Here is a 26,446-nt window from a genome sequence, read left to right as displayed (position 1 = left end):
GGTAGACGGGTCTTTGTCACCGTGTCTCGCGCGCAGTAGCTTCGATCGCAGCAGGTGCCAGGCTCGATCGACCGGAGGCCACTCGTGAGCGACAGCGCAACGGACACAGGCCTGCGGGAGTCCCGCGTAGAGCTTCGCACAGGCAGCCTGTGCGTGGTCGACGACGGCGATGGCGGCGCGACCCTCTGCCTCCACGCCGACGTCCACCAGCGACTGCTCTGTGAACTCGGCGCCGGGGAAGTCGGCGAAGAAGTGATCGGGTCCGCTCGCGCGGGCCGGATCGCCGACGGACTCGCGCTCCTCGCGCCCCATCTCCTCCGGTCGCTGCTCCCCGTCGCGCCGGCGGGCATGCCCGCCGGCGGCAGCGCACCGGACGTCTTCGGTCTGAGCGGCCCGGCCCCGCGCGCTGCGGCGATCGGCGACTCGGCCCGGCGGGCAGCAGGCGTACGCTGCCCGCCGACGGTGGTCTGGGACGCCGCCGACGGCGTGATCCCGCAGTCGTACGCCGAGGAGCGGGTCGCCTCGCTGCAGGACGGCCGAATGTCCTGGGTCCAGGGAGCGGGACACCTTCCCCACGCGGAGGATTTCGACGGCTTCCTGTCCGAAGTCGGACGGTCGGACGACAGGAGCCCGCTGTGGAACTGAGGCACCTGCGGTACTTCGTGACCGTCGTGGAGGAGATGCACTTCCGGCGGGCCGCCGAACGACTCTTCATCGCTCAGCCGGCCCTGAGCAAGCAGGTCAAGGCGCTCGAGGACGAGCTGGGCACTCAGCTGCTGAACCGCAACCGGCGGACCGTCACTCTGACCGAGGCCGGCAGTGCGTTCTACGAAGAGGCCATCGCCGTGCTCAAGCGAGTGGACGTCGCCAAGGAACGCGCCCGAGCCACCGGCAACGGCCTGACGGGACAGTTCAGCATCGGTTTCATCCCGCAGGCGCTGTTCGGCCTGCTGCAGCACACCCTCAGACGCTTCCGGGAGCACTACCCGCAGGTGCGAATCCGGGTCGTCGAGGGCTTCACCCACGACGGCATCGAGCGAGCGGCGCGTGGTGAGGTCGACTGCGCGTTCGTCCGCCTGCCCATCGAGCAGCGTGCGGACCTGGAGGGGGAGACGGTCGCGTACGAGGAGGTGAGGATCGCTCTTCCCACGACCCATCCGCTGACCGAGCAGCCCGACCTGGACCTCGCGGACCTGGCGGCAGCGGATTTCATCCTGTTCGAACGGCACCTGGAGCCGGGGCTTTACGACTCCTACATCGCCGCCTGTGCGAGCGCCGGCTTCAGCCCGCGGGTCCTGCACACCGTGACGTCGCTCTACTCGACTCTCGGACTCGTCGGCGGCGGCCTCGGCGTCGGGTTCGTGCCCGCCACCGCCCGCACCACCGCCCCTACCGGCGTCACCTTCCGGCGCCTCAGACGCGGCGCACCCCAGGTCCAGGTCGGGCTGGTCTGGCCGGCTCAGGGACGTACGCCCGTCCTGGACAACTTCCTCGCTCTTCGCCCCTGGACAGGCGCCACGCACGAGGTGGTTCCGCCGTCACCTGCCGAGCCGTCTCCGGCGGGGCCGGTGGTCGCCGTCAACCAGCAAACGGCCATGGGGGCGGCCGCGCGATGCAGCTCACCCACGATTGACCCGGCAGGAGATCCGATGCCATTCGGCTCCCCCCTGTCCTCGTTCGCCCCGCCGGCTCCCAGCCCAACCCTCCCGACGCGTTCCACGGCGCCTTCCTGAGCGCCCGAGCGGCGTGGGGGTGGTCTGGTCTCGGCGGCTGCCCGCACCGGCCGGTGTCCATGACGGCGAGCTCGGTGTTCATGGATGAGGGGCCGCGCGACAAGCGCGGTCGATGCCCGCGACGCCATGATCGTGGCCGCCGAGACCCTTGAGCTCAAGGAAGCGCCGAGCGACGCCATCGATGCCCTCGCCCACTTCGACCGCGCGTGGCACCGCTTGGGCGAGGGCACCTGCGTCGATCAAGACGCAGGCCCAGTTATCAGTTGATGCATCATCCAGAAGAGGAGAATTGTGATGCACAAAAACGTGTTCACCCCGGAGAACGCGGCGATGCTGCTGATAGACCACCAGACCGGCACGCTGTCGTGGACGAAGTCGCACGACCTCGAGGCCGTGAAGAAGTCCGCCCTGGACCTGGCGAAGATCGCCACGGCCGTCGACATGCCGCTGGTGCTGACCTCCAGCATGGAGGGGCACGTCCAGGGGCCGCTGCTGCCGGAGCTCGAGGAGATCGCCCCGAAGGCGTTCGCGAACCGGGTCAAGCGGGCCGGCATCGTCAACGCGATGCACGACGAGAACTTCGCCCAGGCGGTCCGGGCCACCGGCCGCAAGATGCTGATCGTCGCGGGTATCACCACCGAGGTCTGCGTCGTCTTCCCGGTCCTGCAGCTGCTCGACGAGGGCTACGAGGTGCAGGTCGTGACCGACGCGTCGTCCTCCTTCACCAAGATCGGTGACGACGCCGCGCTGCGCCGCATGGAGCAGGCCGGTGCCGTGATCGTCTCGACGGCGCAGATCGTGTCCGAGCTCGCCGTCGACTGGACCACGCCCCGCGGCCAGGCGGTGGGCGCCGTGCTGGGCATGGCCTGAGCCACACCCGCCCCGAACCGAAAAGCCTGTGGGTCTCGCCGGCCCTCAGGCCTTTCGGCTGTCATGCGCCTGGGACCCGGATCCCGTACGGGTTCCCATTGTCCCAGGTAAACGGCGTTTCTGGCTCATCTGACCAAGCCTGGGACAGGCCACCGGAGCGCGGAGCTAGCTGTCAGGGCCCGCGCCCGCGAGGTGGAGGGCGAAATCACCGTACTGCCAGACGATCGTGTCCTCGGTGAGTTCGCCGTCCTCGCGATACCAGGCCGCGACCCCCATACCGAGGTCGAGGACGGCGTAGGAGACCAGCCGCGTGGAGGCGACCTTGAAGCATCCCTCCGCGACGCCCGCGTCGAGGATCGCGCGGAAGCCGGCTTCGTACTCCGCGCGCAGGGCCAGCACGCGACCTCGATGCGGCTCGACGAGACTGCGGATCTCGCGGTTGCCGATGAAGGCCTCGAGCCGGTGCCGGGCGTGGTAGCGGACGTGTGCCTCGGTGGCGCGGCGCAGGCGTGCCACCGGGCCTTCGCCGCTGGCGACGGCCGCGCGGTGCGCGGCGAGGAGGTCGTCCATCGTCGCGATCATGATCTGGGCGAGCAGGTCCTGTTTGGACGCGACGTGCTTGTACAGGCTCGGCCCGCGCATGCCCACCGCGCGCCCGATGTCGTCCATCGTGGTCGCCTCGTAGCCGAGGCGCGTGAACAGTTCCAGCGCCGCGGCACGGATGTCGTCGGCTCGACTCACCCTTGCGCTCCTCTCCCGGGCTAATAGAGGATAGCCGACCCCCTCGATGGCAGTGACATTGGCCATGGTGTACCCCACCGAGTGGCCGCCTAGAGTAGGGGCTAATCATCATTAGCCAGATTGGGAGTCGCCATGGCAGTCGACCTCACCCACGCCCCCGCCGCCGCGGACCTCGCACGCCGCACCGCCGACTTCGTCCGTGACGTGGTGATCCCGGCCGAGGAAGAGCACCGCGGCATCGCGCGCACCGAGAACGTCCGGACCGGGCTGCAGCGAGCCGCGAAAGAGGCGGGAGTCTTCGCACCGCACGTCGGCACAGAGTTCGGCGGACACGCTCTGGACATGCGGGGCAGGGCCGCCGTGTTCGAGGAGGCGGGGTACTCCCTGCTGGGCCCGCTGGCGCTGAACATCGCCGCCCCCGACGAGGGCAACATGCACATGCTCGAAGCCATCGCCACTCCGGAGCAGAAGGAGCGCTACCTGCGCCCGCTCGCGGCCGGCGCCATCCGGTCCTGCTTCGCGATGACGGAGCCGGCGCCCGGCGCCGGCTCCGACCCCAGTGCCCTGGCGACCCGCGCGGAACGCGTGCCGGGTGGCTGGCGCATCGACGGACACAAGTGGTTCATCACCGGCGCCGACGGCGCGGGGTTCGCGATCTGCATGGCCAGGACCTCGGGTGAACCCGGTGACCAGGGCGGCGCGACCATGTTCCTGGTCGACGCCGGCAACCCCGGCATGAAAACGGTCCGGCACATCGACACGCTCGACGAGAGCCTCTACGGCGGCCATGTCGAGCTGCGCTTCGACAACTGCGTCGTACCGGACGAGGCGGTGCTCGGCGAGGTCGACCAAGGCTTCCGCTACGCGCAGGTGAGGCTGGGGCCCGCTCGGACGACCCACTGCATGCGGTGGCTGGGCATCGCCCGCCGCGCGCAGGACATCGCCGTCGCCCGGGCCGCCGACCGCCGGCTGTTCGGCTCGCGGCTCGGCGATCTCGGCATGGTGCAGCAGATGATCGCCGACAACGAGATCGACATCGCCGCCGCGCGTGGACTGATCCTCCAGGCCTGCTGGGAGCTCGATCAGGGCCGCTCCGCCTCGCAGTCCACCTCGATCGCCAAGACCTTCTGCGCCGAAGCGGTCTGGCGGGTCGTGGACCGGGCGCTGCAGATCTGCGGCTCGCTCGGTGTGTCCGGCGACATCCTGCTCGGTCGGTTCCTGCGGGAGGTGAGGCCCTTCCGGATCTACGACGGCCCGTCCGAGACCCACCGCTGGGCCATCGCCCGCCGCGTCGTGCGCCGCCACACCGAGGCGGCCACACGATGACCGGCGCGGACGAGACCACTGTGGACGGCCTCGACCTGCCCGCACTCGAGCGCTTCTTCAGCGCACATGTGCCCGAGTTCCGCGGCGGGCTCTCCGCCGAGTTGCTGCAGGGCGGCCGGTCGAACCTCACCTATCGGGTCACCGACGGGCAGGCGCGATGGGTTGTCCGCCGTCCTCCGCTGGGCGGGCTCACTCCCTCCGCGCACGACATGCAGCGTGAGTACCGGGTGGTCGCCGCGCTCGCGGGCAGTGACGTCCCGGTGGCCCGTGCCGTGGCCTTCGGGGGCGCGGACGACGGACTCGGGGTGCCTTTCTCGGTGGTCGAACACGTCGACGGCAGGGTGATCCGGACCGTCGAGCAGCTGCACGCGCTGCCGGACACCGAGATCGCACGCTGTGCGTACGGCCTGGTCGACGTGCTCGCGCGCCTGCACGCCGTCGATCCCGGCGCGGTGGGACTCACCGGGTTCGGGCAGCCGCAGGGCTATCTGACGCGCCAGGTCCAGCGCTGGTACGACCAGTGGCAACGCGTCCGGACTCGCGAACTCGCCGACATGGAGCGGCTGTATGCCCGCCTCGCCGCCCGCCGCGCCGACCGGCTGACGGAGGTCGCGGGACATGTGCGCGACACCGGCCGCCGTGCCGTCACCGTCGCCACCGACGTCGGCGATCCGGGACAGTGCGAGACGCTGGCGCGATCCGCGGTCGACGAGTTCGGCCGCGTCGACATCCTGATCAACAACGCTGGCATCGGCATGGCGGTTCCCGCTCTGAAGGAAAGCCCGGAGGACTTCCGCCGCGTCGTCGACGTCAACCTCAACGGCGCCTACTGGGCGGCTCAGGCGTGCGGCCGTGTCATGGAGCCCGGTTCCAGCATCGTCAACGTGGCCAGCGTGCTCGGGCTGATCAAGTCGTATGCCCCGCAGGCGGCCTACGCCGCCAGCAAGGCTGGCCTCATCGGCCTCACCCGGGACCTGGCACAGCAGTGGACGGGACGCCGTGGCATCCGGGTCAACGCCGTCGCGCCGGGCTACTTCACCAGTGAGATGACCGCCGGGATCCCCGAGGAACAGCTCATGACGTTCATCCGGCAGACCAGCCCCATGGGCAGACTCGGGCTGCAACATGAACTCGACGCCGCGGTCGTCTTTCTCGCCAGTCCCGCCTCGTCCTACATCACCGGCGCCACGCTCGCCGTCGACGGCGGCATGTCCGGTCATTGACGGCGGCGGGTCGTGCCCAGTTCGGCGGCGGGTCTCTTCGGCTCCCTGGTCGAGAAGTGTCTCGCCGTCGCCGAGCACCTCGTCGAGCCCGCGCGAGGAGGCAGCACCGGCTTGCATTGTCGACCGACGGCCAGTGCCGCACCTCTAGCGAAACCTTCCGTTAAACGGTATATCCTACAGACGTATCCTCGCACTTGAGCAGAGCGCGTTCCGGTCAGGACGACGAGACCGCGGAGACGCCGATCCTCGTCGCCGAGCCCTTGGCGCGTCCGGACGTGGTGGACGGGACGCGGCGCCTTCTCAAGCGGTGCACGCCAAACTTCCCGCCGTTGCCGGCCGGCAGTGCGGCCCCCAGAGTGTACCTCCAAGGAGCGTGTCCATGGCAGTCATCGAAGTCCCAGACACTGTGGCCAACGCCGCGACACGGTTCCCCGAGCGCACTGCGGTCGTGGCTGGGGACCGCTCGCTGACCTTCGCCGACGTGCATGACCGGGCGGCGCGACTGGCCGGCGCATGGCGGGCCGCCGGCCTCGAGCCGGGTGACCGCGTCGCGTTGCTGGCTCAGAACGAGGCGGAATATCTCGAGATCCAAGTGGCGGCGCAGCGAGCCGAGCTCATCCTGGTGCCGGTCAACCACCGGCTCTCCGTCCCCGAAATCGTATACATCGTGGGAGACAGCGGCCCTAAGCTGCTCCTCCACGGCCCTGGCTGTGCCGCGAAGGCGGAGGCGATCGGTCTGCCGAACTGGCACCTTGGGCACGACGGGCACGGAGAGTCGTACGAGGAGCAGATCGCCTCAGCCGAGCCGTACGACAGCTCATTTCTGGCCCCCGAGCGGATCGCGAGCATTCTCTACACGAGTGGTACGACTGGTCGGCCCAAGGGCGCCGTGATCACCAACGCATCGCTGTGGGCGCGCATCAACTCGTTCGTTGCCGAGTACAGCCTCCGGCCCGGCGATGTGTTGGTGCAGGCCCTTCCCATGTTCCACATCGCGTCGAACGTCACCTATTCGTTCGCGTACATGGGTGGCACCAACATCATGGTCCCTTCCTACAGCCCCGAACTCGTTCTGCGATTGATCGAGGAGCACGGTGCCACGCACGTCCTGCTCGTTCCCACGTTGATCAATCAGCTCGCCAACCATCCGGCGATCGGGTCGACAGACCTGCGTACGCTGCGCGAGATCCAGTACGGAGGATCCACGATCTCGCCACAGGTATTGCATCGCGCGATGGGTGTTTTCCGCTGCCGATTCATCCAGACGTACGGCTCCACCGAGATCGGCGTCGCCACCGCGTTGCGGGGCGACGACCACGACCCGGTCGAGCATGTGGACCTGCTCGGGTCGGCCGGCACGGATGCCGTATCCATGGTCACGCGGATTGCCGATCCGTTCGGGCAGGAGGCCGAAGTCGGACAGGTCGGCGAAGTACTCGTCCGCGGTCCCGGCCTGATGAGCGGCTATTGGAACAATCCGAGCGCCACGGCTGAGGCCATCCACGACGGTTGGATGCACACGGGCGACCTTGGGTACCGCTCACCAGCCGGGTACCTCTACATCGTCGACCGGCTGAAGGATCTGATCATCTCCGGCGGCGAGAACGTGTACCCCCGGGAGGTCGAGGACGTCCTCTACGAGCACCCCGCTGTCCGGGAGGTCTCGGTGATCGGCTTGCCGGATCCGCAGTGGGGCGAGCGGGTCCATGCCTGCGTGACCGTACACCCGGCCGAGCAGGCGACCGGAGGCGAGCTACGGGAGTTCTGCCAGGCACGTCTGGCGGGATACAAGGTGCCGAAGACTTTTTCCTTCTTGCCCGAACTTCCGAAGAACGCAGGCGGCAAGATCCTCAAACGCAAACTTCGAGCCGCTGTCGCCTCGGCGGTGGAAGCGTCGAGCGAACACGACAGGGTCGTCCCGGCCAATGAGCGGGCCGGGCAATAGGGAGGTTGGCGTGAGTAAGGTCGAGCTGGAACGATATGGCAACGGTGTGGCACTCGTGCGTCTGAATCGGCCCGAGCGAAAGAACGCCCTCGACGACGAGATGTTCTGCGAACTCCTGCCGGGCGTCCTGGACGAGATCGAGGAGGATCCAGCCATCCGCGTCGCGGTCTTCACCGGCGCCGGAGACGCCTTTTGCAGCGGTGCCGATTTCGAGGGCTGCTCGGGTTGGGACCTTGATGACGCGGCGGAGGCCGAGGACTACATTCGCAAGACATGCGAAGTCCCGGTCCGGATCCGCACGATGAGCAAGATGTCGATCGCCGCTGTCAACGGACCCGCAGTAGGTGCCGGCTTCGGCCTCGCACTGTCCTGCGACTTCCGGATCTTCGCCGACGACGCGCACTTCCGCACGCCGTTCATCCTCATGGGCTTGGGCCCGGACTTCGGAGTCTCTTATTTCCTTCCCAGGCTGGTGGGCATCCAGGACGCGCTCGACATCATGCTGACCGGTCGGAGGGTCCCGGCGAGCGAGGCCAAGGAGCTCGCTGTTGCGTGGCGAACGTCCCCGCACCCGGTTGAGGATGCCCTGGAATACGCGGCGCTCCTGGCGCGCCAGCCGACCCGGGCCGCCTCCGTGACTCGTCGTGCCCTCTACCAGAGTGAGTACTGCGACGTTCAGACGGAGGTGCTGGTTCACGAGGCGCGCAGCCAGGGCGTCGCGATCCGTTCGTCGGAGTTCATGACTCTGTTCCGCGAGTACCGAAAGTCCCTGGTCAACGGATAGAAGTGAGCTTCCCCTCGCGGTGTGACGGCCCTGGCGCCGGGGGGCGGGGGGATCTCGGACAAGCGTTTTGCCCCCCCGACTCGCCGAGCCGGGGGGGGCAAAGTCATCGTTGCCGACCTCGGCCCGCCGAGCCACGAGACGGCCTGCATGCGGGGGACGTCGCCGATCCCGCGTTCGTGGTGGACCAGGTTATCGCTGCTCGGCGCCGTGACCAGGCAGCGTGGGACATCATCGCCTCGCCGGGGGGCGACGTGGCGGCGGGCGGCGCTCCTGGTACGGTCGTGGACCGTCTTCGTCGACTCGGCACCCCGCCGAGTCCCCGCCCCCGCGAACCGACGGACACCAGAGTGGCCCTCACCGGCCCTCAGCACATCGGAAACCGCCCGACCGAGGCGGGCCGACAGCCGGCGACTTTCGCCGGCCGCTGTCGCTGGAGAGGGATGCACAGAACCGGGCGACCAGTGGTGCTGTCCGTGCTCGAGCCCCGGACGCGGCGGACCCGCCGCATTCGGCGGCACAGTCGCACTGTGCCGCCGCGTCCGGGGTGCGCGATGAGCAGCACAAGTCGCTGCTCTGATCTTCCTGCGGGCCTTCGAGAACGATGCCGTCACGAACGGCTATGAACCGCAGTCCGGACGGGCTTCACGAGCCGAGTCGTCCGGTTAATCGGGCCAAATCACCGTCTCCGACCGCTTGGTGACCTCGGCCGGCATCCAGCGGTCGTACAGATGCTGGAACGGTTGATGCCGGTAAAACTCCATTCCGTTCGAACCCTGCTGCCGTGGCGCGGGCTCAGGTGCTTCCTCGTCAGACCCGACCTTCATTCGCAGTTGCCAATGCGCGTCGAAGATTTGTTGGCTCGGCCACAGCTCGAGCAACAGTATGTGGTTCGGGAACTCGATGCTGCGCAGGAGCTCGAACTGAAGGCATCCAGGTTCCCTCTGCGTTTCACGCATGTTCTCCAGCAACGCCGGCAGCGCGGCGTCCACGTTCGGCATGCTGGTCTGGATGATGACCCGCACACCGTCCCCGGCCGGCCAGAAGATTTTCTGGGTTCGGTCCTTGTGACCGGCCGCGACCCACACCGGATCCGGATAGAAGTACTGGTGCCGATAGAACTCCGAGGCCGATTCGCCCTGCGCCTGGCTCGATGCCGAGCGAAGCACCGGCCCCGGGTCAGCAGAACTCAGCACCCGCGTCCAGTAGTCGCCATATGCGTACTGATCCTGCCAGAGCTCCACTATCGCCACTTTCTGTGGATCAAGCGCGCTCCGGTAGCACTCCGCCTCGGTGCAGCCCGCCTCCTTGCGGACGCGCTGCACATGCTCAATGAGCTCGGCGTCTCGATTCTCGCTGTCCGTCAACTGATGCAGCACCCGGGTGGCAGTCATTCGGTCACCAGGCTCCATTCTTTTCGTCTGTCGGACTCGGCGGACCCGCCGCATTCGGTGGACGCGGTGATACGTCGGTGCCAGGACACGCTCACTGCTCCGGCCTCAGGTTTCACCGACGCATCGACATTCATCGGGCTCTACAGAAGCAATTGATGAACAACGCCCATGGTGCAAGCACTCTCGCCCAACCGCAGTGGGCCACGCGATCTCGGTGTCCCGCTCTGCGGAACTGGTCTGCCGCGGTAACTTCGGCATGGACCGACAGGTCGCCCACCTCGCCTGCCGGGATCAGCCCCCGGCCGGACATACGGACGCGGCCGGAGTCGGCCGGGACGACATCGAGAGCCAACGAGGTCCGGCGATCCGGCCGGTCGGGAGCCGCGGATACCCGTGAGCTGGGCACGGGTGAACAGGAAGGAGGGGATTGGGCAGCAGAGTGTCGTCGCCGCGCCGATGCGGCGGGTCACATTTCCCCGCCTATGGCCGGAGCGATCATTGCGGTGAGGCAACGAACGACGCACTCGAACTCGTCATGGCTGAGCTTCGGTCGGTCCGGTTCCAGGAGCGCTCCCAGTCCGATCAGACCTGCTCCCATGATGACGCCGGCGAGCAGGCGCAGTCTGATCTCGGCGTCCTCACCGCCCGCTATCACGCTGTTCCCTGGTCCGATGATCCTGCTCTGGATCTCTTCGCGAAAGAGCGCGGCAGTTTCGGGAACCTCCAGCGAACGAACCACCGCCATTGCAGTCCATCTGGAATTCTCGTCGTCCCAGTAGCTGACGGTGTCTCTGGCCACCAGTTCTGCGAGATCCCCGTGGGGCTTATCGGTCGGAACGACCGGGCAGGATCCGGCATTATCTCCTACGACTGCCTTGAAGAGGCCTAGTTTGGACCCGAAGTAGCGCACGATCATCGCAGGGGTGACACCGACGTCATCGGCGATTTCCTTGAGCGTCACGTGCGCGTAGCCGACGCGGGCAAACCGTTGGACCGCCACGTGGAGGATGTCGGCCCGGGTTTTCGCCGAATCCCGCCGACGCTCTTTCACGGAGCGGCTGCGAACCCGATCACCGACGTCCTCACCGACGGTTGCGCAGAGTTCATCGGGACCGTTTGTCTCTCCGTCCTTTGCCACGCGGTCAGTATGTCACAGGGCTATGTCGCATTGATGTCTCATTGAGATTAAATCCCGCTGTATCGCCAGCCATGGTGGTGGTTTCCTTAAGGGGTTTGCCGGGAATCAACACGTCGTTTTTGGTCGTGGCTCTTTCCGGCTGCGGCCGCCGTGTCAGTAGCTCGTCATCGCGAGGTGGTCCGACAGTGCCTCTGCGGCTCGAATGATGCGGGACTTGTGGCGGCGTACGTCACCACGTGACGTGACCGAACTGATGGAGAGTGCCGCTACCGCTTGTCCGGTTGCCGGTTCCCGCACGGGCGCCGCGATGCATGTAACGCCCAGTTTGTATTCCTCGAGATCAGTTGCCACGCCTTCCTGGTGGACCCGGGCCAGCGCTGCCTGGAGTTGTTTGGGGTACACCAGCGTGTATCGAGTGAAACGCTGCAATCCGGTCGTCAGGTTGGCGTGGACCGTCGCCTCGTCGGCGAAGGCGACAAGCGCCTTGCCCAACGCCGTACAGTGCACTGGACGGCGCGTCCCGACCGTCGTCGAGCATGGCGCGGCGCCGTGGCCGAAGATTTTCTCGAGATACAGCACTTCGGTGCCGTGGAGCACGGCCAGGTGTACGGTCTCCCGGGTCTCGGCGAACAGCTCGGTCATGAAGGGAACGGCGCGTTCGCGCAGGCCATTCGGACGACAGATGCGCACCTGATTGCCCAGCACGAACATCCGGTCGGTGAGGCAATAGCGATCGTCGATGCGCTGGACATAATCCCGCTCCACCAAGACCCCCAGTAGGCGGTGTGCAGTCGACTTCGACAGCTGCGCCCGCGTCGCCAACTCGCTGACGCCGAGCACCGCACGGGAGACACCGAAGGCGTCCAAAAGCGCCAATACCTTGCCGGCTGAACTCAATGGACCGGTGCTCTCGGCACTCTTGCCGGTCGCGACTGTATCCAACAGCGTGTTTTCCGTCCCGCGGCCCGCCATGACGTGTCACCAGCCCAGCTAAGTAAATGGCTATTTACTTGAGGTATACGTGCAGGTGGACACGCCAGTCAATACTCAACCTGTCTGATTCCCAATGGATATCAGGGTGTTCCTGATGGGAATTTGTCGCGGGCAACTCTGAAAGGTTCCAAGCGGACCGCGGGTTGGCTCACTCGCCCTGGGCAGCGGGTCGGGCCTCGCGCTCGGCGACGATGGTGAGCGCTATGTCGTAGATCATGTCTTCCTGGCCGCCGACCAGCCGTCGTCCGCCGCATTCCATGAGCAGGTCGCGGACATCGACGTCGTAGCGGGCCGAGGCGATCTCCGCGTGGCGGAGGAATGACGAGTACACCCCGGCGTAGCCGAGGGTCAGGGTCTCGCGGTCGACGCGAACCGGGCGGTCCTGGAGCGGGCGCACGATGTCGTCGGCGGCGTCCTGCAGCTTGAACAGGTCGCAGCCGTGCTTGAAGTCCATCAGATCGGCGACGGCGATGAACGCCTCGATGGGGCAGTTGCCGGCGCCGGCGCCGTGGCCGGCGAGGGAGGCGTCGACGCGGTGGACGCCGTTCTGGACGGCGAGGACGCTGTTGGCGACCGAGAGCGAGAGGTTCTCGTGGGCGTGGATGCCGATCTCGGTGCCGGGGTCGAGCACGTCGCGGTAGGCCTTCACCCGGGCGCCGACGCCGTCCATCGTGAGCCGGCCGCCGGAGTCGGTGATGTAGACGCAGTGGGCACCGTAGGACTCCATCAGCTTGGCCTGCTTCGCCAGTTCCTCGGGCGGTGCCATGTGGGAGAGCATGAGGAAACCGGAGACGTCCATGCCGATCTCACGGGCGGAGGCGATGTGCTGGGCGGATATGTCCGCCTCGGTGCAGTGCGTCGCCACCCGCACCGAGCGGACACCCAGCTCGTAGGCCGTCTTCAGCTCGTGGATGGTGCCGACGCCGGGCAGCAGCAGGGTGGTGAGCCGGGCGTTCTCGAGCACCGAGGCAGCAGCCTCGATCCACTCCCAGTCGGTGTGGCTGCCGGGGCCGTAGTTGACCGAGGAGCCGGCGAGTCCGTCGCCGTGAGCGACCTCGATGGCGTCGACGCCGGCCTCGTCGAGGGCGACCACAACACGCTGGACGTCCTCGGGCGTGATGCGGTGGCGGACGGCGTGCATTCCGTCGCGGAGTGTGACGTCCTGCACGAATACGGGTGTGTTCACTTGGTGGCCTCCTGGGCGGCGATCTGCTCGGCCATCTGCAGCGCGGCGGAGGTCATGATGTCGAGATTGCCGGCGTAGGCCGGGAGGTAGTGCGCGGCGCCCTCGACCTCGAGGAACACCGACACCTGGTGGGTGGGGCGCTCGCCGTTCGTGGCGAGGAGGGTCTCGACCGGCTGGTCCGCCGGGATCTCGGTGATCTGGACCTTCTGCTTGAGCCGGTAGCCCGGGACGTACGCGGCCACGTCGGCGACCATCTTCTCGACGCTTCGCCGGATCTCGTCGTGGGTGGCGGGGCCGGCCGAGTCGACCAGGGTGAAGACGGTGTCGCGCATGATGAGGGGCGGCTCGGCGGGGTTGAGGACGATGATCGCCTTGCCTCGCCGGGCACCGCCCACCTCGACGATCGCCTTCGAAGTCGTCTCGGTGAACTCGTCGATGTTGGCGCGGGTGCCGGGGCCGGCCGACCTGCTGGCGATGGAGGCCACGATCTCGGCGTAGGCCACCGGGACGACCCGGGAGATCGCCGCGACGATCGGGATGGTGGCCTGCCCACCGCAGGTCACCATGTTCACGTTGGGCGCGTCGAGGTGGCCCTCGATGTTAACCGCCGGGATCACGTACGGACCGATCGCGGCGGGGGTGAGGTCGATGAGCCGCTTGCCGAGCGGTTGCAGCTTGGCGGCGTTGGCCTGGTGGGCCTTGGCGGAGGTGGCGTCGAAGACGATCCCGATCTGGTCGAAGCCGGGCAGCGCGATCAGGCCGTCGACGCCTTCGTGGGTTGTCTGGAACCCGAAGCGCCGGGCGCGGGCCAGGCCGTCGGACTCGGGGTCGATCCCGACCATCGCGCCCATCTCCAGGTTCTCTGAGGTGCGCATCACCTTGATCATCAGGTCGGTGCCGATGTTGCCCGATCCGATGATGGCGACCTTGGTCTTGCTCATGGTGTCCTCACTGGTCCTTGTCGTGGGCTACTGAACGACACCGAGACCGACCCCAGCCCGGTGATGGTGGCGGTCACGGTGTTGCCCGGCTCGACCGGCCGCATCGGGCCGAGGGCGCCGGAGAGGACGACCTGGCCCGCCCGGAGCGGTTCACTGCCCAGGTCCCGGAGCTGGCGGGCCAGCCATACGACGGCGTTGATCGGATCGCCCAGGCATTCGGCGCCGGTGCCGGTCGAGACTTCGAGGCCGTCGATGCTCATCGTCATCGCAACGTCTTTGGGCTCGACCTCGGCGAGCGTCTTGCGCTCCGTACCGAGCACGTAGGCACGGGAGGAGGCGTTGTCCGCGACGGTGTCGCCGAAACTGATGTCCCAGCCGGCCACCCGGCTGCCGCAGATCTCCAGCGCCGCGACCGCGTAGTCGATCGCGGCGCGGACCTGCCCGGCGTCCAGCGGCCCCTCGGCGAGGTCGTCCTTCAGTACGAAAGCGACCTCCGCCTCGACCCGCGGCTGGAGCACGGCGTCGAAGGCCACGACAGCACCGTCGGTGTGGGCCATGTCGTCGAAGAGCATGCCGAAGTCGGGCCGGTCGACGCCGAGTTGCTGCTGGACGGCCGCGGCGGTGAGACCGATCTTGCGGCCGACCACGGTGGCGCCCCCGGCGAGCCGGACCTCGGTGATCCGTTGCTGTACGGCGTATGCCGCGGCGAGGTCGTCGCGTCCGATCAGGTCACGGACGGGGGGACAGGCCTCGCCCGAGGCGGCGGCTGCGACCAGCCGGGCCACGGCCTTCTCGATCATGTCCGCGTCTGCGGTTGTCGCTGTCTGAGCCATGCCGCCCATCGTCAGCGGGCTGACCTGGCAGCCCAATGATGTGGTTCCGGTCCGCGGAACCCGGCCGGACCGGGGAGCGACTCGTGCGGGTTTCGTCCGCAGACTCGAGAATGGTGGGGTGGGCCGCGGCGACCTGGTCGAACTGGTGGGTGTCGGTGCCGGAGTCGTGCGGGGGACGGCCGGAAGACCATTCCCGCACGCGGGTTCCGAGCGATGGAACACATCGCACCCTCGTGGTCAGTGCGTCAACCACCATGGCACTTGTTCTGCCCATGGCTCTTGGTCAGCTCCTGAAAGGTCCCCCTATGAAGCGCTTCGCCGACAAAACCGTCATCATCACCGGAGCCGGATCAGGGCTCGGCCGGGCCGCGGCCGTCCGGCTTGGCTCGGAGGGTGCGTCACTGGCCCTCGTCGACATCGCCAAGGACGGTCTGTCCGAAACGGAGGCCGCCGTCCGCGAGGTGAGCCCACAGGCGGACCTCGTCTCGGTCGTGGCCGATGTGTCCCGCGTCGAGGATGCCGAGCGCTATGTGGACACCACGCTCGAGCGCTTCTCCCGCATCGACGGGTTCTTCAACAACGCCGGCATCGAGGGGCGTCCGAACCTGACCGATGGGCTGCCGAGCCTGACCGAAGGCTATGGGGTCGAGGAGTTCGACCGTGTCGTGGCGATCAACCTCCGCGGCGTGTTCCTGGGCCTGGCGAGGGTGCTCGCCGTGACGCGTCGTCAGGGCAGTGGTGCGGTGGTGAACACCGCGAGCGTCGGAGGTCTCAGGGGAACCGAGCGCGCTTCCGCCTATGGCGCGTCCAAGCACGGTGTCGTCGGCCTGACGCGGACCGCGGCCGTCGAGTACGCGTCGTTCGGGATCCGCGTGAACGCGATCGCCCCGGGCCGGATCCGGACGCCCATGGTGGACAACATCATGCGCACGGTGAATCCCGAGGACCCCGAGAAGGCCGCAGAACAATTCATCAGCTTCAACCCGAGCCAGCGCTACGGTCAGCCTCACGAGATAGCGTCCGTCGTGGCCTTCCTGCTCTCCGAGGACGCCAGCTACGTCAACGGCACGGTCCTGCCCATCGATGGCGGTCAGTCCGTAAAGTATCACTGATCTTTTCTTTACCGCTCGCCGCCGTCAGGCCCAAGCGGTTGAGATCCTTCGGCCGTTACCGCCGAACTATCCGTCAAGGTCGGCCCGTCGCCCGTCGGCGCGGTCGACGGGCCGACTGGATCGGACAGTTCGGCGGCGTCCCCGGGGCGATCCTCGCCGATCCGGGCTCCGGCTTCACGGTCGAGCACGCGTACCCCACCCCCGATGCGTTCGCCCCCGGGAAACTCGCCACATTCGGGGCAGAAGCCGTGGCCGGAGACGGTCGCGCCAGGCGCGAGCGGAGGCCGGAAGCGGACCATCGTGGCCGACGCATCGGTCTCCTGCTCGCCGTGCTGGTCACACCGCCGTCGGACGGAGTACGGGATCCGACGGCCGGCGCCTTCCTGCTCGACCACGCCGGACCGTGGAACGCACCCCCCCGGGGGGGCCGGCTGATGCTGTACCGCCGCTGGCCCGCGACCCCGCGACCCGCCCGTCCGGCTCCGAAGCGTGATCCTCGGCTGACGCGGCCTGGTCGAGGAGCGTGATCGGACGGGCGCGTCGCGAGCAGAGGTACGCCCCGCGTCAGCCTGCCGTCACGCCTCCGTCCACGCACAGAACCTGCCCCGTGACGTAGCTGGCTCCACCGCCTGCGAGGAACGCTACGACCTCAGCGATCTCGTCCGGCTTGCCCAGACGCCGTAGCGGCACCTGGCGGGTGAGCCTATCGTCGCCGCGCGAGCGGACCCTGCCCGCCATCGGCGCATCGATGTACCCGGGGGCGACGGCGTTGACCCGGACGCCGACGGGCCCGAACTCACACGCGAGAGCACGAGTCAGGGCATCGAGGCCACCCTTGGTCGCGGCGTAGGCACTGATGCCCGGCGCGCCGCCTCTGCGTCCGGCGATGGAGCTGATGTTCACGATCGACGCGCCCTCCTCGAGATGGGGGGCCGCCGCGCGGATGACGCGCATCGCGCCGATCAGGTTGACGCCGAATGACAGCTCCAGGTCTTCCTCGGTCATGTCGCCGACGGGTCCCGCTCTCAGCAGGCCGGCGACGTTCACCACTGCCGCCAGGCGGCCCTGTTGAGTCGCTGCCTTGACCGCCGCCTCCACCTCGCCAGGATCGCGGACGTCCAGAGACCGGCGGACGACGCCGTCCGTGCTCAGCCCGTCGTCGGCCTCCAGAGCCTGCGGGAGATCGGTCGCCAGGACAGTCAGCTTGTCGCGCACGAGACGCTGAACGATCGCGCTCCCGATGCCGCCTGCCGCGCCGGTCACGATGGCCACCTTGCTCATGCCCGAGCCCTCCTCACGTCGACGGCGATGACGCCGGCGCATTCTTCGCCGTCAACACATCCAGCCATGGTTCTCCTTGGTATCCGTGGTCACTTGATTCCGGCACCGGCACCAACGGGCGGTGCCAGACCGGTAACGGGCGGCGCCAGGCCGGTGGAGTACCGGGCCTGGTTCAGGATGAGGAACACCCGTGCACGTCCGACGTCGAGCGGCTCGACGCAGTCGGCCGGCCAGAGACGTCGACGCTGTGGAATGCCTCTGCGACGTTCGCGCCGCCGGCCGAAGACGGTGTGGTCACGATGTCACGAAGGCGTCGAGGTCGGGCTCGCGGGTGCGCGACCAGTAGTCCACCAGCCGCCAGGGCGAGACGGTCACGACGCGCCCGGCGCGGTTCTTGTACCAGTTCCGCATGCCAGGGTGCGAGAACACCATGCGCTCGTGTGCCGCCTGGACCTCGCGGGTGTACTCCTCGCAGGCCGCCTCGGTGGGTTCGATCGCGCGGTGTCCCTCGGCCATCATGGCCGCGACGAGCCGCGAGATGTAGTTCACCTGCGCCTCCACGTGGAAGATGACGCTTCCGCCGTGCGCGAGCGCGGTGTTGGGCCCGAGCAGCATGAACAGGTTCGGGTACCCGGGGACGGTCATTCCCAGGTAGGCGGACGGGTCGTCCTCGTGCCACCGCTCGTGGATCGAGACCCCGTCGCGCCCGACGACCTCGAGCGGCCAGAGCATCCGGGTGGGGTTGAACCCGGTCGCGAAGACGATCGCGTCGACCTCTTCGAACGTGCCGTCGTCGGCTCGGATCCCGTCCGCGGTCACCTCCGCGACGCCCGACGCCACCAGGTCGACGTCGTCCCGGCGCAGCGTCTCGAACCAGGTGTTGTCGACGACCATCCGCTTGCCGTAGGGCGGGTAGTCCGGCAGGCACTTCTCCAGCAGGTCGGGCCGGCCGTCGAGCTTCTTTTCCATATAGCGCGTCAGGAACCCGCGGTGGGCGTCGTTCACCTCGTTGACCGAGCGCTCGGGGTGGGCCCAGCCGAGGTCCACCTGGAGTGTCGGGTGCAGCCCGTCCCCGTAGCGCCAGAACAGCGTGAAGCGGTACCAGGACGCGTAGAACGGGACGTCGCTGATGAGCCGCTGCTTGGCGGGCGAGACGGCGCGGTGGTAGTCCGGGTTGGGCATCAGCCACTGCGGCGAGCGCTGTAAGACGGTCAGGTGCGCCGCCTTCTCGGCGATCGACCGCGCGGCCTGGACGGCGCTGGCCCCCGTGCCCACCAGGGCGACCCGCTTGCCCTCCAGCCGCGCGCCGGTCGGCCAGTTCGCCATGTGGAACAGCTCACCGCCGAAGGTGTCGAGACCCGGGATGTCGGGAAGCCGCGGCTGGTTCAGCTGACCGACAGCCGTGATGAGGACGTCGCTCTCCAGGCGCTTCTCGGCACCTTCCGGATCGACGACGGTCGATATCCACTTCGCTTCCGCCTCGTCCCAGCGCGACTCGGTGACCCGGGTGCCGAAGCGGATCTTGTCGACGATGCCGTAGCGTTCGGCGACCGTCCGCAGGTAGTTCAGGATCTCCGGCTGCTTGGCGAAGTAGTGCCCCCAGGTGTGGTCGCGCGCGAAGGTGTACGAGTAGAAGTGGTTCGGGGTGTCGACGCCCGCCTCCGGGTAGGTGTTCTCGAACCACGTCCCGCCGACGGACTCGTTCTTCTCGACGATCTCGTAGGGGAGCCCCATTCGCTCGAAGCGGACCGCCGCGCAGATGCCCGAGACGCCCGCCCCGATGATCAGCACGCGCGGGACCCGCCGCCCGGTGTCCACGTCGGGGAGCACCTCAGGCTCGAGCCCCATCTCGACACGCGCCACGGGGACGTACTCCGCGGGGATCTCCTCCCCGACGCAGACCCCCATCATCCGGTGCAGCGTCTCGTCGTCCGGATCGGGGAGCGCCGGCGGTCCTCCGGCAAGCAGCGCGTCCGCGGCCGCGGCCCGCACGCGCGCCTGCACCTCCGCCGGGAGCCCACCCGACTCCTCCGCGAAGATACGGCCGGTCCGCTCCGGCAGGAACGGCGGCTCGAGCCAGCCGCGGTCACCGGTCAGGTGGACGAGCACCATCAGCAGGACGGGGATGTCCGCCTCGGCCAGCAGCGGTTCCAGCTCCGGCCGTTCGAACACGGCGCTGTACTCGCCGGTGACGGCGGCCGGCTCATCGGCGACGCTCCTGTACACGACGCTCACCCTTTCCGACGGGCCTCGACGAGGGCAGCCGCCTCGGCCCATTCGGCGTCGATGATCTGTTTGAGGTAGGGCAGCCGCTCGCGGCCCCCCAGGAGGTCGAACTTGACCGTGCCCTGCGGGTCGATGTGCTCGCGCAGCAGCCGCAGTTGCTCGGCGGTCGGGGTGGCCGTCGTCGGGATGGTCTCGGGCACCACCAGCTCGAAACCGGTGTTGGCCACGACGGTCTCGGCGTCCACCCCCGGGTGCAGGCTCTCTATGCGGAACGGTGCGCCGTCCTCGTCCTTGACCAGGACTGCGAGGTTGGTGATGACGACCACCGGCCCCGGCAGCAGGTTCGCCTCCTGCCGGGCCTTGTCGCCGACCTTCCATCGCGTGCCGGTGACGAACTCGACCTTGTCCACCAGGGTCCGGGGGTTGTGGTTGCCGAAGTAGGCCACCATCTTCCGGTACATCTTGATGACCTCGGCCGCGCCCGCCCCGCCGGGCAGCCGCACCTTCGGCTTGTCGAACGGGCCGATGGTGGAGAGGTTGATGGCCGCGTCGCCGTCGAACTGCGCCGACGACACCGCCTCCACGCCGCCGTGGTTCGACAGGTGGATCGCGTTGATCTCGGTGAGCATCCCCCAGCGCGCCACGGAGCCCTTGTACGCCGCGGGTTCGGCGCCGGTGAACGAGAGCTGGACCGCCTTCATCCCGATGGCGTCGAAGCCGGCGAGGAAGGCCCGCCGAGCGTGGGTGAGCTTCGCCAGCATGTAGCCGGCGTAGGCCAGAGGGGTGAAGGAACCCATCACCGTGACCCCGGTGTCGTCGACCTCGGCGGCGAGCCGGGTCACCATGAGCTCGTGGATCTCGTAGTCCGTCGGCGCGGTCATGCCGACACCTCCTCGGGGTTCAGAACCTTCGCCACGTCGATCAGGGCCCGCAGCACCTCGCCACGCTCGCCGATCTCACGCGCGCGGTAGGAGGCCTCGTCCTCGGACCTGATCCGGTCGACGTAGGAGTCGAACGAGCCGCCCGCCGCGGCGGTGGCGTAGTCGAGCAGCTTCCAGGCGTCGACGCCGTACGACGGGACGTGGGATGTCGGGTGCGCGCCGAACGGTGCCTCGATGACGGCGTCGACGTAGTAGCCGGGCACCTTCGTCATGTGCGGGTTGGCCTCGATCACCGCGCGGTCGACGACCTCCTCGCAGGTGACGACGACCTTCTTGGCCGCCTTGACCATCTCCACGTCGGGCCCGGACGTGCCGTCCCACTGGGCGTTGCCCTCCGCGTCCGCGCGCAGGGCGTGCACGATCGCGACGTCCGGCTGGACGGCCCGCACCGCGGTGAGGCTCTCGCCGGTGAAGGGGCACTCGACGGTCTGGTAGATCTCCGGGTAGCGGGCGGGGATGTCGGAGCCGAACGGACCCCGGTAGGGCAGGAACGGCACGCCCCGGCCCTGCGCCTCGAAGCCGATGTTGAGGCCGAGCCCGGTGTACTCGACGAAGTCGAGCGTGCCCGCCTCGATCGCGCGGCGGAAGTTCGGGGCCAGGCCGAAGGCCTCCAGGGTGACCATGGAGAAGCTCACCTTGCCCAGGACACCGGCCGCCACCAGCAGGTCGATGTCGACGGAGCCCACCACCGTGATGGCGTGAAGTCCCTGGCGTCCGGCCCGGATCAGCTCGCGGACGGCGGCCATGGGGTGGTTGGCGAACCAGCCGCCGCCCAGGGCGATGCTGTCGCCGTCGTCGACCCATGCGGACAGTCCCTCGATGGGGATGGCCTTGTGTGGGGAGGTCTTGGCCGTCATAGATTTCCAATCTCTCGTTAAACGTAAGATTAGGAGCCGTGCTCGATCTCGGCAAGGGGCATCGAGATGTAACGTGTGACGTAGGGTCTTTCCAGGATCAGAAGGGTGCGATGTGCACGAGCAGAGGAACCAGGCTACGCGCTCCGGAAACGCGGGGTCCGCGACGCTGAGCATCGGCGAGTTGGCGCGTCGCGCCCACGTGTCACCGCGGACGATCCGGTTCTACGAGGAGCAGGGGATCCTGCCCGCCCCGCCCCGCAGTGAGGGCGGCACCCGCCGGTACCCCGAGGAGTACGTGTTCTATTTGGAAGGGGCACGGATCTTCAAGGAGCTGGGCTTCTCCCTCGAAGAGATCGCCGAGATCGGCAAGTCCGCCCTCACCGGCGAGTCGCCCTCGGAGCAGACCCGCGACCTGCTGCGCGGCAAGCTCGACGAACTCGAGCACCGGGTACGGGTGCTGAGACGGCTGCACCGGCTGGTCACCCAGGTCACCGAGGACGGTCCGCGTGAGACGGCCAGCCCGTCGATCCTCACGTGGCTGTCCTCCCAGGAGAAGACGCTGAAGGAGCGGAAGGCCGCGCGCTGACCCGCCCGCTCAGTCGCGTACGTCCACGACGGGCTCCCGCGGCAGGAACAGGTCGACCTCCAGCTCCTCACCGGAGCCGGGGAAGGCCCGGTAGCCACTCAGGTCGCGCACACCGGCGTCCCACAGCACCTCGTCGTCCACGAAGAACCGCCCGGTGCACTCGCACGATTCCTGGGTCAGGATCACGTGGGCGGCGTCGGCCATGATCTCGGGGGTCCGGGCCCGGCGCAGCGAGTCGCCACCCCCGACGACGTTCTCCACGGCCGCGGTGGCGATGAGCGTGCGCGGCCACAGGGAGTTGGCGGCCACCCCGTGTTCGCGCAGCTCCTCGGCGAAGCCGATGGTGCACATCGACATCCCGAACTTCGCGATGGTGTAGCCGAGATGCCTTCCGTACCATGCCACGTCGTCGGAGATCGGCGGGGAGAGCGTCAGGACCTGCGGGTTGTTCCCCTCGATCAGGTGGGGGAGCGCCGCCTTCGTGAGCCCGAAGGTTCCCCGGATCTCGACGTCGAGCAACAGGTCCAGCTTCTTCATGGTCAGGTCGGGGGAGCGGGAGAGGTCGATGGCCGAGGCGTTGTTGACCACGATGTCGATGCCGCCGAAGGCGTCGACGGTGGCCGCGACCGCCCGGGCGACCGCCTCGTCCTGGCGCACGTCCCCCACGATCGCGAGTCCCTGCCCGCCGGCCGCCTCGATCTCCTCGACGACCGTGTGCACGGTGCCGGGCAGCACCGGGTGCGGCCGGTCGGTCTTGGCCAGCAGCGCCACCCGGGCGCCGTCGCGGGCGCAGCGCAGGGCGATGGCGCGCCCGATCCCGCGACTGCCTCCGGACATGAGGATGCGCGCGCCGGCGAGACTGTGACTCATCCGCTCAGCCCACCTTGTCGTGCGCACTGCGCAGAGCCGACTCGATCAGCGGCTCGAACGCCGGGGGCCGCCGCTCGACGTAGCTGCTGACACCCTCGCTCACGTCGGCCCGGGCCAGCGACTCGGCCATCAGCCGGGTCGTGTCGGCGACCGCCTCCTCGAACGTCGTCCGCGCGTACAGCCGCAGCTGTTCCTTGAGCACGGCCGCGGACGTCGGGGAGCAGTACGCGGCCAGCTCGACGGCGTACTCCCGCACCCGGGCCGCGAACTCGTCGGCGGGCACGACCATGCTGGCGAGGCCGTAGCCCGCCGCCTCCGTGCTGCCGATCCTGCGCCCGCTCATGAGCAGATCGGACGCGATCCCGTAGCCGACGATCCGCGGCAGGGTCCAGGCGATGCCGTACTCCCCGATGAGCCCGCGGCGCACGAAGCTCGTGGTGAAGCGGGCGTTCGCCGACACGATCCGGATGTCGCACAGACAGGCGATCGCCATGCCCACACCGGCGGCCCAGCCGTTCACCGCGGCGATGGTGGGCTTGCGGCACTCCATCACGTTGCGCGCGCCGGCGGCGGGGTCGCCGAACGTCTCCTTGCCCGGCTCCAGACTGGAGGACTCCACCATCGAAACGTCCGCCCCGACGCAGAAGGCCTCGCCCGCGCCGATGAGCACGACGCAGCGGGCGTCGGGGTCCCGGTCGGCGCGCCGGATCGACTCGTGCAACAGCGCCATCGTGGCCGGGTCGAGGGCGTTGAGCCGGTCCGGGCGGTTCAACGTGACCGTGGCGACGCCCTCCTCAACGACGTAGGACACCGTGGGTCCGGTCTCGGTCATCGGTCCACCACCTTCCTCCACATGCGGGATCCGCCCCTGGCCGGTACGCACCTCACCGCTCACCGAAGACCGGCTCGCGCCGCTCCTCGAACGCCCGGCGCCCCTCGACGACGTCCTCGGAGGCGAAGAGGCCCGGCATGGTGTTCTCCGCCTCGCGGTAGTGCGCGCCCGCCCCCTTGTTGATCAGGCGCTTGGTGGCCGCGATCGCCAGCGGTGCCCGATTGGCGATGCGCGCGGCGAGGGCTGAGTACTCCTCGACCAGCTGCTCCCGAGGCACGACGGTGTTGATCATGCCCCAGTCGCGCAGTTCCGCCGGGGAGACGTCGTCGGAGGTGAACGCCATGTAGGCGACACGGCGTCGGCCCAGGATGTCGAGCCCCCGGGTCACCGTCACCGCTGGCAGCAGGCCGTGGTTCATCTCGCGCAGCCCGAAGCGGGCGTTGTCGGAGGCCAGGACGATGTCACAGACCAGCGCGATCTCCAGGCCGAAACCGAACGCGTACCCGTTGACCGCGGCGATCACCACCTTGGGCAGCCGCTCGATGGCCTCGAACGCCTCGTTGCACCTCCGGATGAACCAGTAGCAGTTGCTCATCTTGTCGAACGTCATGCCGCCCAGGTCCGCCCCGGCCGAGAAGGACTTCTCGCCGTGGCCGGTGAGCACGACCGCGCGCACCTGGTCGTCGTCCTCGAAGCCCTTCATGACCTCGCCGATCTCGTGGAACATGGTCGGGCTGCCGGCGTTCAGGCTGTCGGGACGGTGGAGCGTGACCACCGCGTAGCGCTCGTCGAGGTGCTTTTCGACGTAGAGCGTCTCGTAGTCGACGCGTTCGATGTTTCCCATGCGTAATTCCTCACTCGGTGCAGGAGTTGTGGACCCGGTTCGGCCGGATCCCGTCGTCGGTCGGTGGTGGCTCGCGCCGCGCCGCGCGGTGCTCAGGGGCTGGGGATCCCGCTCCCGTCCATGCCGCGGCCGGCGAGGACGAGGTCGAGGGTCTTCGGCAGATCCGGCTCGTTCTCGGCGGCGACCTGCACCAGCTGGACGAGCACCCCCTGCGCGCTCTTGGGGTGGATGAAGACCTCCTGCCGCCACGGGTCGTCGCGGTGGAGGCCGGTCAGCCGGTGGCCGGACGCCTCGAGGGTGCCGTAGATCGCGTCGAGGTCGGCGACCTCGAACGCCAGGTGGTGCACGCCGCCCCCGCGCCGGAAGAAGGAGTCGAGGAAGGCGGACCCCCGCAGCGGCTCCAGCAGCTCGATCTTCGATCCGTTGGCATAGCAGAGCTGCAGGCCGCGGTAGCCGACGCGAGGGTTGTCGCCGCCCAGGACGAACCGGCCACCCAGCACGTCCCGGTACAACGGCAGCAGCTCACGGATACGGGGCGCGGCCACCGCGACGTGGTCCAGCTTCGCGCCCGCCCTCGCGAGCTCCTCCTCGATGGACCGGCCGAGGGCCACGGGACGAGGTGCGTCGGCCATCGCCGGGCTCACAGCGACCGGGCGATGATGTTGCGCTGGATCTGGTTGGTCCCGCCGGCGATCTCGTAGAGCTTCACCTCACGCCAGTACCGTTCCATCGCGAACTCGGTCATGTAGGAGTAGCCGCCGAGGACCGACATCCCGTTGGACACGCACCGGCTCGCCGCCTCGGAGGCCGTCACCTTGGCGACCGAGGCCTCCGTCGAGCACGGCCGGCCCTGTTCCAGCAGGAGGGCGGCCTCCCAGGTGACCAGCCGGGCGACCCGGACGTCCATGGCCATGTCGGCGAGGAGGTGGCCGACCGCCTGGTGCTCGATGATCGGCTTGCCGAACTGGTGCCGCTCCTTGGCGTAGCCGGTGGCCAGGTCCAGCGCGCCCTGGGCGATGCCCGTGCACTGGGCGCCGACGAAGACGCGCTCCCCGTCGAGCAGGCCGAAGACGATCTTCGCGCCGGCGTTGAGCTCACCGAGCTGGTTCTCGACCGGCACGCGGACGTCGGAGAAGTAGACCTCGCACGTGTGCGTGGCCTGTCCGGCGAGCTTGGGCAGCGGCCGCACGGTCACTCCCTCGGCCGTGCGCGGGACGATCAGGACCGACAGGCCTTTCGACGCGGGGGCGTCCGGGTCGGTCCGGACGATGGCCAGCAGGTAGTCGGCCGTGTCGGCACCGGTGGTGAAGACTTTCTGCCCGTTGATGACGTAGATGTCGCCGTCCCGCACCGCACGCGTCGACAGGTGGGTCAGGTCCGAGCCCACCTCCGGCTCGGAGAGCGCCATCGCCATCCGGATCTCACCGGAGCAGATGCCCGGCAGATACCGTTGCTTCTGCTCCGGTGTGCCATACCCGGCGATACCGCGACCGCAGAACGTCAGCGTGGGCACCAACGCGTAGCTCAGACAGGCGCCGACCCTGGCGACCTCCTCCAGGGCGATGCACAGGTCTATTTCGCTGCAGGGCGTTCCGCCGTATTCCTCGGGCAGCCCCATCGAGGTGAGCCCGAGGCCGGCCATCTTGGCGTAGAGATCGGCCGGGAAGGTCTCGGTGCGGTCCAGTTCACGGATCACGTCGGTCGGCGCCTCGGCCGCCAGGAAACTGCGCAGCGTCCGCCGGAAATCCTGCTGCTCGTCAGAAAGGGTGAGATCCATTGTGGAATATGTCCTT

25 protein-coding genes are annotated in these 26,446 nt (G+C 68.4%); 9 read left to right on the top strand and 16 right to left on the bottom strand.

Translation table 11 applies throughout. From position 1 onward, the window contains the following. Window positions 1-84 precede the first annotated feature (84 nt). From ACGFW6_RS20185 to ACGFW6_RS20175, 3 genes are all read left to right on the top strand, one after another. Window positions 85-645 carry an alpha/beta fold hydrolase gene (locus ACGFW6_RS20185; RefSeq protein WP_393511341.1) on the top strand — a complete coding sequence of 187 codons (561 nt, stop codon included), beginning with the start codon at window positions 85-87 and terminating at the stop codon, window positions 643-645. Further along, the gene (locus ACGFW6_RS20180) at window positions 636-1,733 is read left to right on the top strand and encodes a LysR substrate-binding domain-containing protein (protein WP_393511338.1); all 1,098 of its coding nucleotides are present in this window, start codon (window positions 636-638) and stop codon (window positions 1,731-1,733) included. The genes ACGFW6_RS20185 and ACGFW6_RS20180 overlap by 10 nt, the downstream gene beginning before the upstream one ends. Before the next feature lie 294 nt (window positions 1,734-2,027). Then, complete coding sequence (locus tag ACGFW6_RS20175; protein ID WP_393511335.1) at window positions 2,028-2,603, top strand: isochorismatase family protein; 576 nt, start codon at window positions 2,028-2,030, stop codon at window positions 2,601-2,603. 165 nt (window positions 2,604-2,768) lie between these two features. Here the strand turns inward: ACGFW6_RS20175 and ACGFW6_RS20170 are convergent, their stop codons facing one another. Next, entirely contained in the window at window positions 2,769-3,344 is a 576-nt protein-coding gene (locus ACGFW6_RS20170; RefSeq protein ID WP_393511332.1) for a TetR/AcrR family transcriptional regulator, read from the bottom strand. Window positions 3,345-3,476: 132 nt separating this feature from the next. Here ACGFW6_RS20170 and ACGFW6_RS20165 point away from each other — a divergent pair, with 132 nt between their 5' ends. The 4 genes from ACGFW6_RS20165 (at window position 3,477) to ACGFW6_RS20150 (ending at window position 8,622) form a co-directional block, all read left to right on the top strand. Next, on the top strand, window positions 3,477-4,670 hold the full coding sequence (locus tag ACGFW6_RS20165; protein WP_393511329.1) for an acyl-CoA dehydrogenase family protein: 1,194 nt from the start codon (window positions 3,477-3,479) through the stop codon (window positions 4,668-4,670). Beyond that, window positions 4,667-5,893: an SDR family oxidoreductase gene (locus tag ACGFW6_RS20160; protein ID WP_393511326.1), complete on the top strand. Its 1,227-nt coding sequence runs from the start codon at window positions 4,667-4,669 to the stop codon at window positions 5,891-5,893. The genes ACGFW6_RS20165 and ACGFW6_RS20160 overlap by 4 nt, the downstream gene beginning before the upstream one ends. Window positions 5,894-6,272: 379 nt before the next feature. Further along, a complete protein-coding gene (locus ACGFW6_RS20155) occupies window positions 6,273-7,838 on the top strand; it encodes a class I adenylate-forming enzyme family protein (RefSeq protein ID WP_393511323.1) in 1,566 nt (521 codons plus the stop codon). 10 nt (window positions 7,839-7,848) lie between these two features. Beyond that, a complete protein-coding gene (locus ACGFW6_RS20150) occupies window positions 7,849-8,622 on the top strand; it encodes an enoyl-CoA hydratase/isomerase family protein (RefSeq protein WP_393511320.1) in 774 nt (257 codons plus the stop codon). A 662-nt stretch (window positions 8,623-9,284) separates the two neighbouring features. Here ACGFW6_RS20150 and ACGFW6_RS20145 read toward each other — a convergent pair. From ACGFW6_RS20145 to ACGFW6_RS20120, 6 genes are all read right to left on the bottom strand, one after another. Further along, on the bottom strand, window positions 9,285-10,013 hold the full coding sequence (locus ACGFW6_RS20145) for a putative quinol monooxygenase (RefSeq protein ID WP_393511317.1): 729 nt from the start codon (window positions 10,011-10,013) through the stop codon (window positions 9,285-9,287). Between the two features lie 466 nt (window positions 10,014-10,479). Beyond that, window positions 10,480-11,151 (bottom strand): TetR/AcrR family transcriptional regulator, encoded by a 672-nt coding sequence (locus tag ACGFW6_RS20140; RefSeq protein WP_393511314.1) that lies wholly within the window; start codon window positions 11,149-11,151, stop codon window positions 10,480-10,482. A 153-nt stretch (window positions 11,152-11,304) separates the two neighbouring features. Beyond that, window positions 11,305-12,123 (bottom strand): IclR family transcriptional regulator, encoded by an 819-nt coding sequence (locus ACGFW6_RS20135; protein WP_393511311.1) that lies wholly within the window; start codon window positions 12,121-12,123, stop codon window positions 11,305-11,307. Window positions 12,124-12,292: 169 nt separating this feature from the next. Further along, window positions 12,293-13,330: a 4-hydroxy-2-oxovalerate aldolase gene (gene dmpG / locus ACGFW6_RS20130; RefSeq protein WP_393511308.1), complete on the bottom strand. Its 1,038-nt coding sequence runs from the start codon at window positions 13,328-13,330 to the stop codon at window positions 12,293-12,295. Next, a complete protein-coding gene (locus ACGFW6_RS20125) occupies window positions 13,327-14,271 on the bottom strand; it encodes an acetaldehyde dehydrogenase (acetylating) (RefSeq protein ID WP_393511305.1) in 945 nt (314 codons plus the stop codon). Before ACGFW6_RS20125 ends, dmpG begins: the two co-directional genes overlap by 4 nt. Then, window positions 14,268-15,104, bottom strand: a complete 837-nt coding sequence (locus ACGFW6_RS20120) for a 2-keto-4-pentenoate hydratase (protein WP_393511302.1) — start codon at window positions 15,102-15,104, stop codon at window positions 14,268-14,270. Before ACGFW6_RS20120 ends, ACGFW6_RS20125 begins: the two co-directional genes overlap by 4 nt. A 305-nt stretch (window positions 15,105-15,409) precedes the next feature. Here ACGFW6_RS20120 and ACGFW6_RS20115 point away from each other — a divergent pair, with 305 nt between their 5' ends. Continuing rightward, window positions 15,410-16,216 carry an SDR family oxidoreductase gene (locus ACGFW6_RS20115; RefSeq protein ID WP_393511299.1) on the top strand — a complete coding sequence of 269 codons (807 nt, stop codon included), beginning with the start codon at window positions 15,410-15,412 and terminating at the stop codon, window positions 16,214-16,216. Window positions 16,217-16,780: 564 nt separating this feature from the next. On the opposite strand, the gene ACGFW6_RS20110 is transcribed toward ACGFW6_RS20115, so the two are convergent. From ACGFW6_RS20110 to ACGFW6_RS20095, 4 genes are all read right to left on the bottom strand, one after another. Next, window positions 16,781-17,497: an SDR family NAD(P)-dependent oxidoreductase gene (locus tag ACGFW6_RS20110; protein WP_393511296.1), complete on the bottom strand. Its 717-nt coding sequence runs from the start codon at window positions 17,495-17,497 to the stop codon at window positions 16,781-16,783. 294 nt (window positions 17,498-17,791) lie between these two features. Beyond that, window positions 17,792-19,723: a flavin-containing monooxygenase gene (locus ACGFW6_RS20105; RefSeq protein ID WP_393511293.1), complete on the bottom strand. Its 1,932-nt coding sequence runs from the start codon at window positions 19,721-19,723 to the stop codon at window positions 17,792-17,794. Between the two features lie 5 nt (window positions 19,724-19,728). Next, the gene (locus ACGFW6_RS20100) at window positions 19,729-20,604 is read right to left on the bottom strand and encodes a CoA-transferase (RefSeq protein ID WP_393511290.1); all 876 of its coding nucleotides are present in this window, start codon (window positions 20,602-20,604) and stop codon (window positions 19,729-19,731) included. Continuing rightward, on the bottom strand, window positions 20,601-21,521 hold the full coding sequence (locus tag ACGFW6_RS20095; RefSeq protein ID WP_393511287.1) for a CoA transferase subunit A: 921 nt from the start codon (window positions 21,519-21,521) through the stop codon (window positions 20,601-20,603). The genes ACGFW6_RS20100 and ACGFW6_RS20095 overlap by 4 nt, the downstream gene beginning before the upstream one ends. Window positions 21,522-21,633: 112 nt before the next feature. Between ACGFW6_RS20095 and ACGFW6_RS20090 the strand changes: the two genes are divergently transcribed. After that, complete coding sequence (locus ACGFW6_RS20090; protein WP_393511284.1) at window positions 21,634-22,107, top strand: MerR family DNA-binding transcriptional regulator; 474 nt, start codon at window positions 21,634-21,636, stop codon at window positions 22,105-22,107. 9 nt (window positions 22,108-22,116) lie between these two features. Here ACGFW6_RS20090 and ACGFW6_RS20085 read toward each other — a convergent pair whose 3' ends face one another. The 5 genes from ACGFW6_RS20085 to ACGFW6_RS20065 all read right to left on the bottom strand — a co-directional run bounded on the left by ACGFW6_RS20085 (window position 22,117) and on the right by ACGFW6_RS20065 (window position 26,430). Next, window positions 22,117-22,977: an SDR family oxidoreductase gene (locus tag ACGFW6_RS20085; protein ID WP_393511281.1), complete on the bottom strand. Its 861-nt coding sequence runs from the start codon at window positions 22,975-22,977 to the stop codon at window positions 22,117-22,119. Between the two features lie 4 nt (window positions 22,978-22,981). Beyond that, entirely contained in the window at window positions 22,982-23,809 is an 828-nt protein-coding gene (locus ACGFW6_RS20080; RefSeq protein WP_393511278.1) for an enoyl-CoA hydratase-related protein, read from the bottom strand. 52 nt (window positions 23,810-23,861) lie between these two features. Continuing rightward, window positions 23,862-24,653, bottom strand: coding sequence for an enoyl-CoA hydratase/isomerase family protein (locus ACGFW6_RS20075; RefSeq protein WP_393511275.1), 792 nt, complete (start codon window positions 24,651-24,653; stop codon window positions 23,862-23,864). 92 nt (window positions 24,654-24,745) lie between these two features. Further along, window positions 24,746-25,285: a VOC family protein gene (locus tag ACGFW6_RS20070; RefSeq protein ID WP_393511272.1), complete on the bottom strand. Its 540-nt coding sequence runs from the start codon at window positions 25,283-25,285 to the stop codon at window positions 24,746-24,748. Window positions 25,286-25,293: 8 nt separating this feature from the next. Beyond that, the gene (locus tag ACGFW6_RS20065) at window positions 25,294-26,430 is read right to left on the bottom strand and encodes an acyl-CoA dehydrogenase family protein (protein ID WP_393511269.1); all 1,137 of its coding nucleotides are present in this window, start codon (window positions 26,428-26,430) and stop codon (window positions 25,294-25,296) included. Window positions 26,431-26,446 lie beyond the last annotated feature (16 nt).

The sequence above is a fragment of the Streptomyces sp. Y7 genome (genome assembly GCF_043195415.1).
Lineage (GTDB): Bacteria > Actinomycetota > Actinomycetes > Streptomycetales > Streptomycetaceae > Streptomyces.
This window is presented reverse-complemented; position numbering and strand designations above follow the sequence as displayed.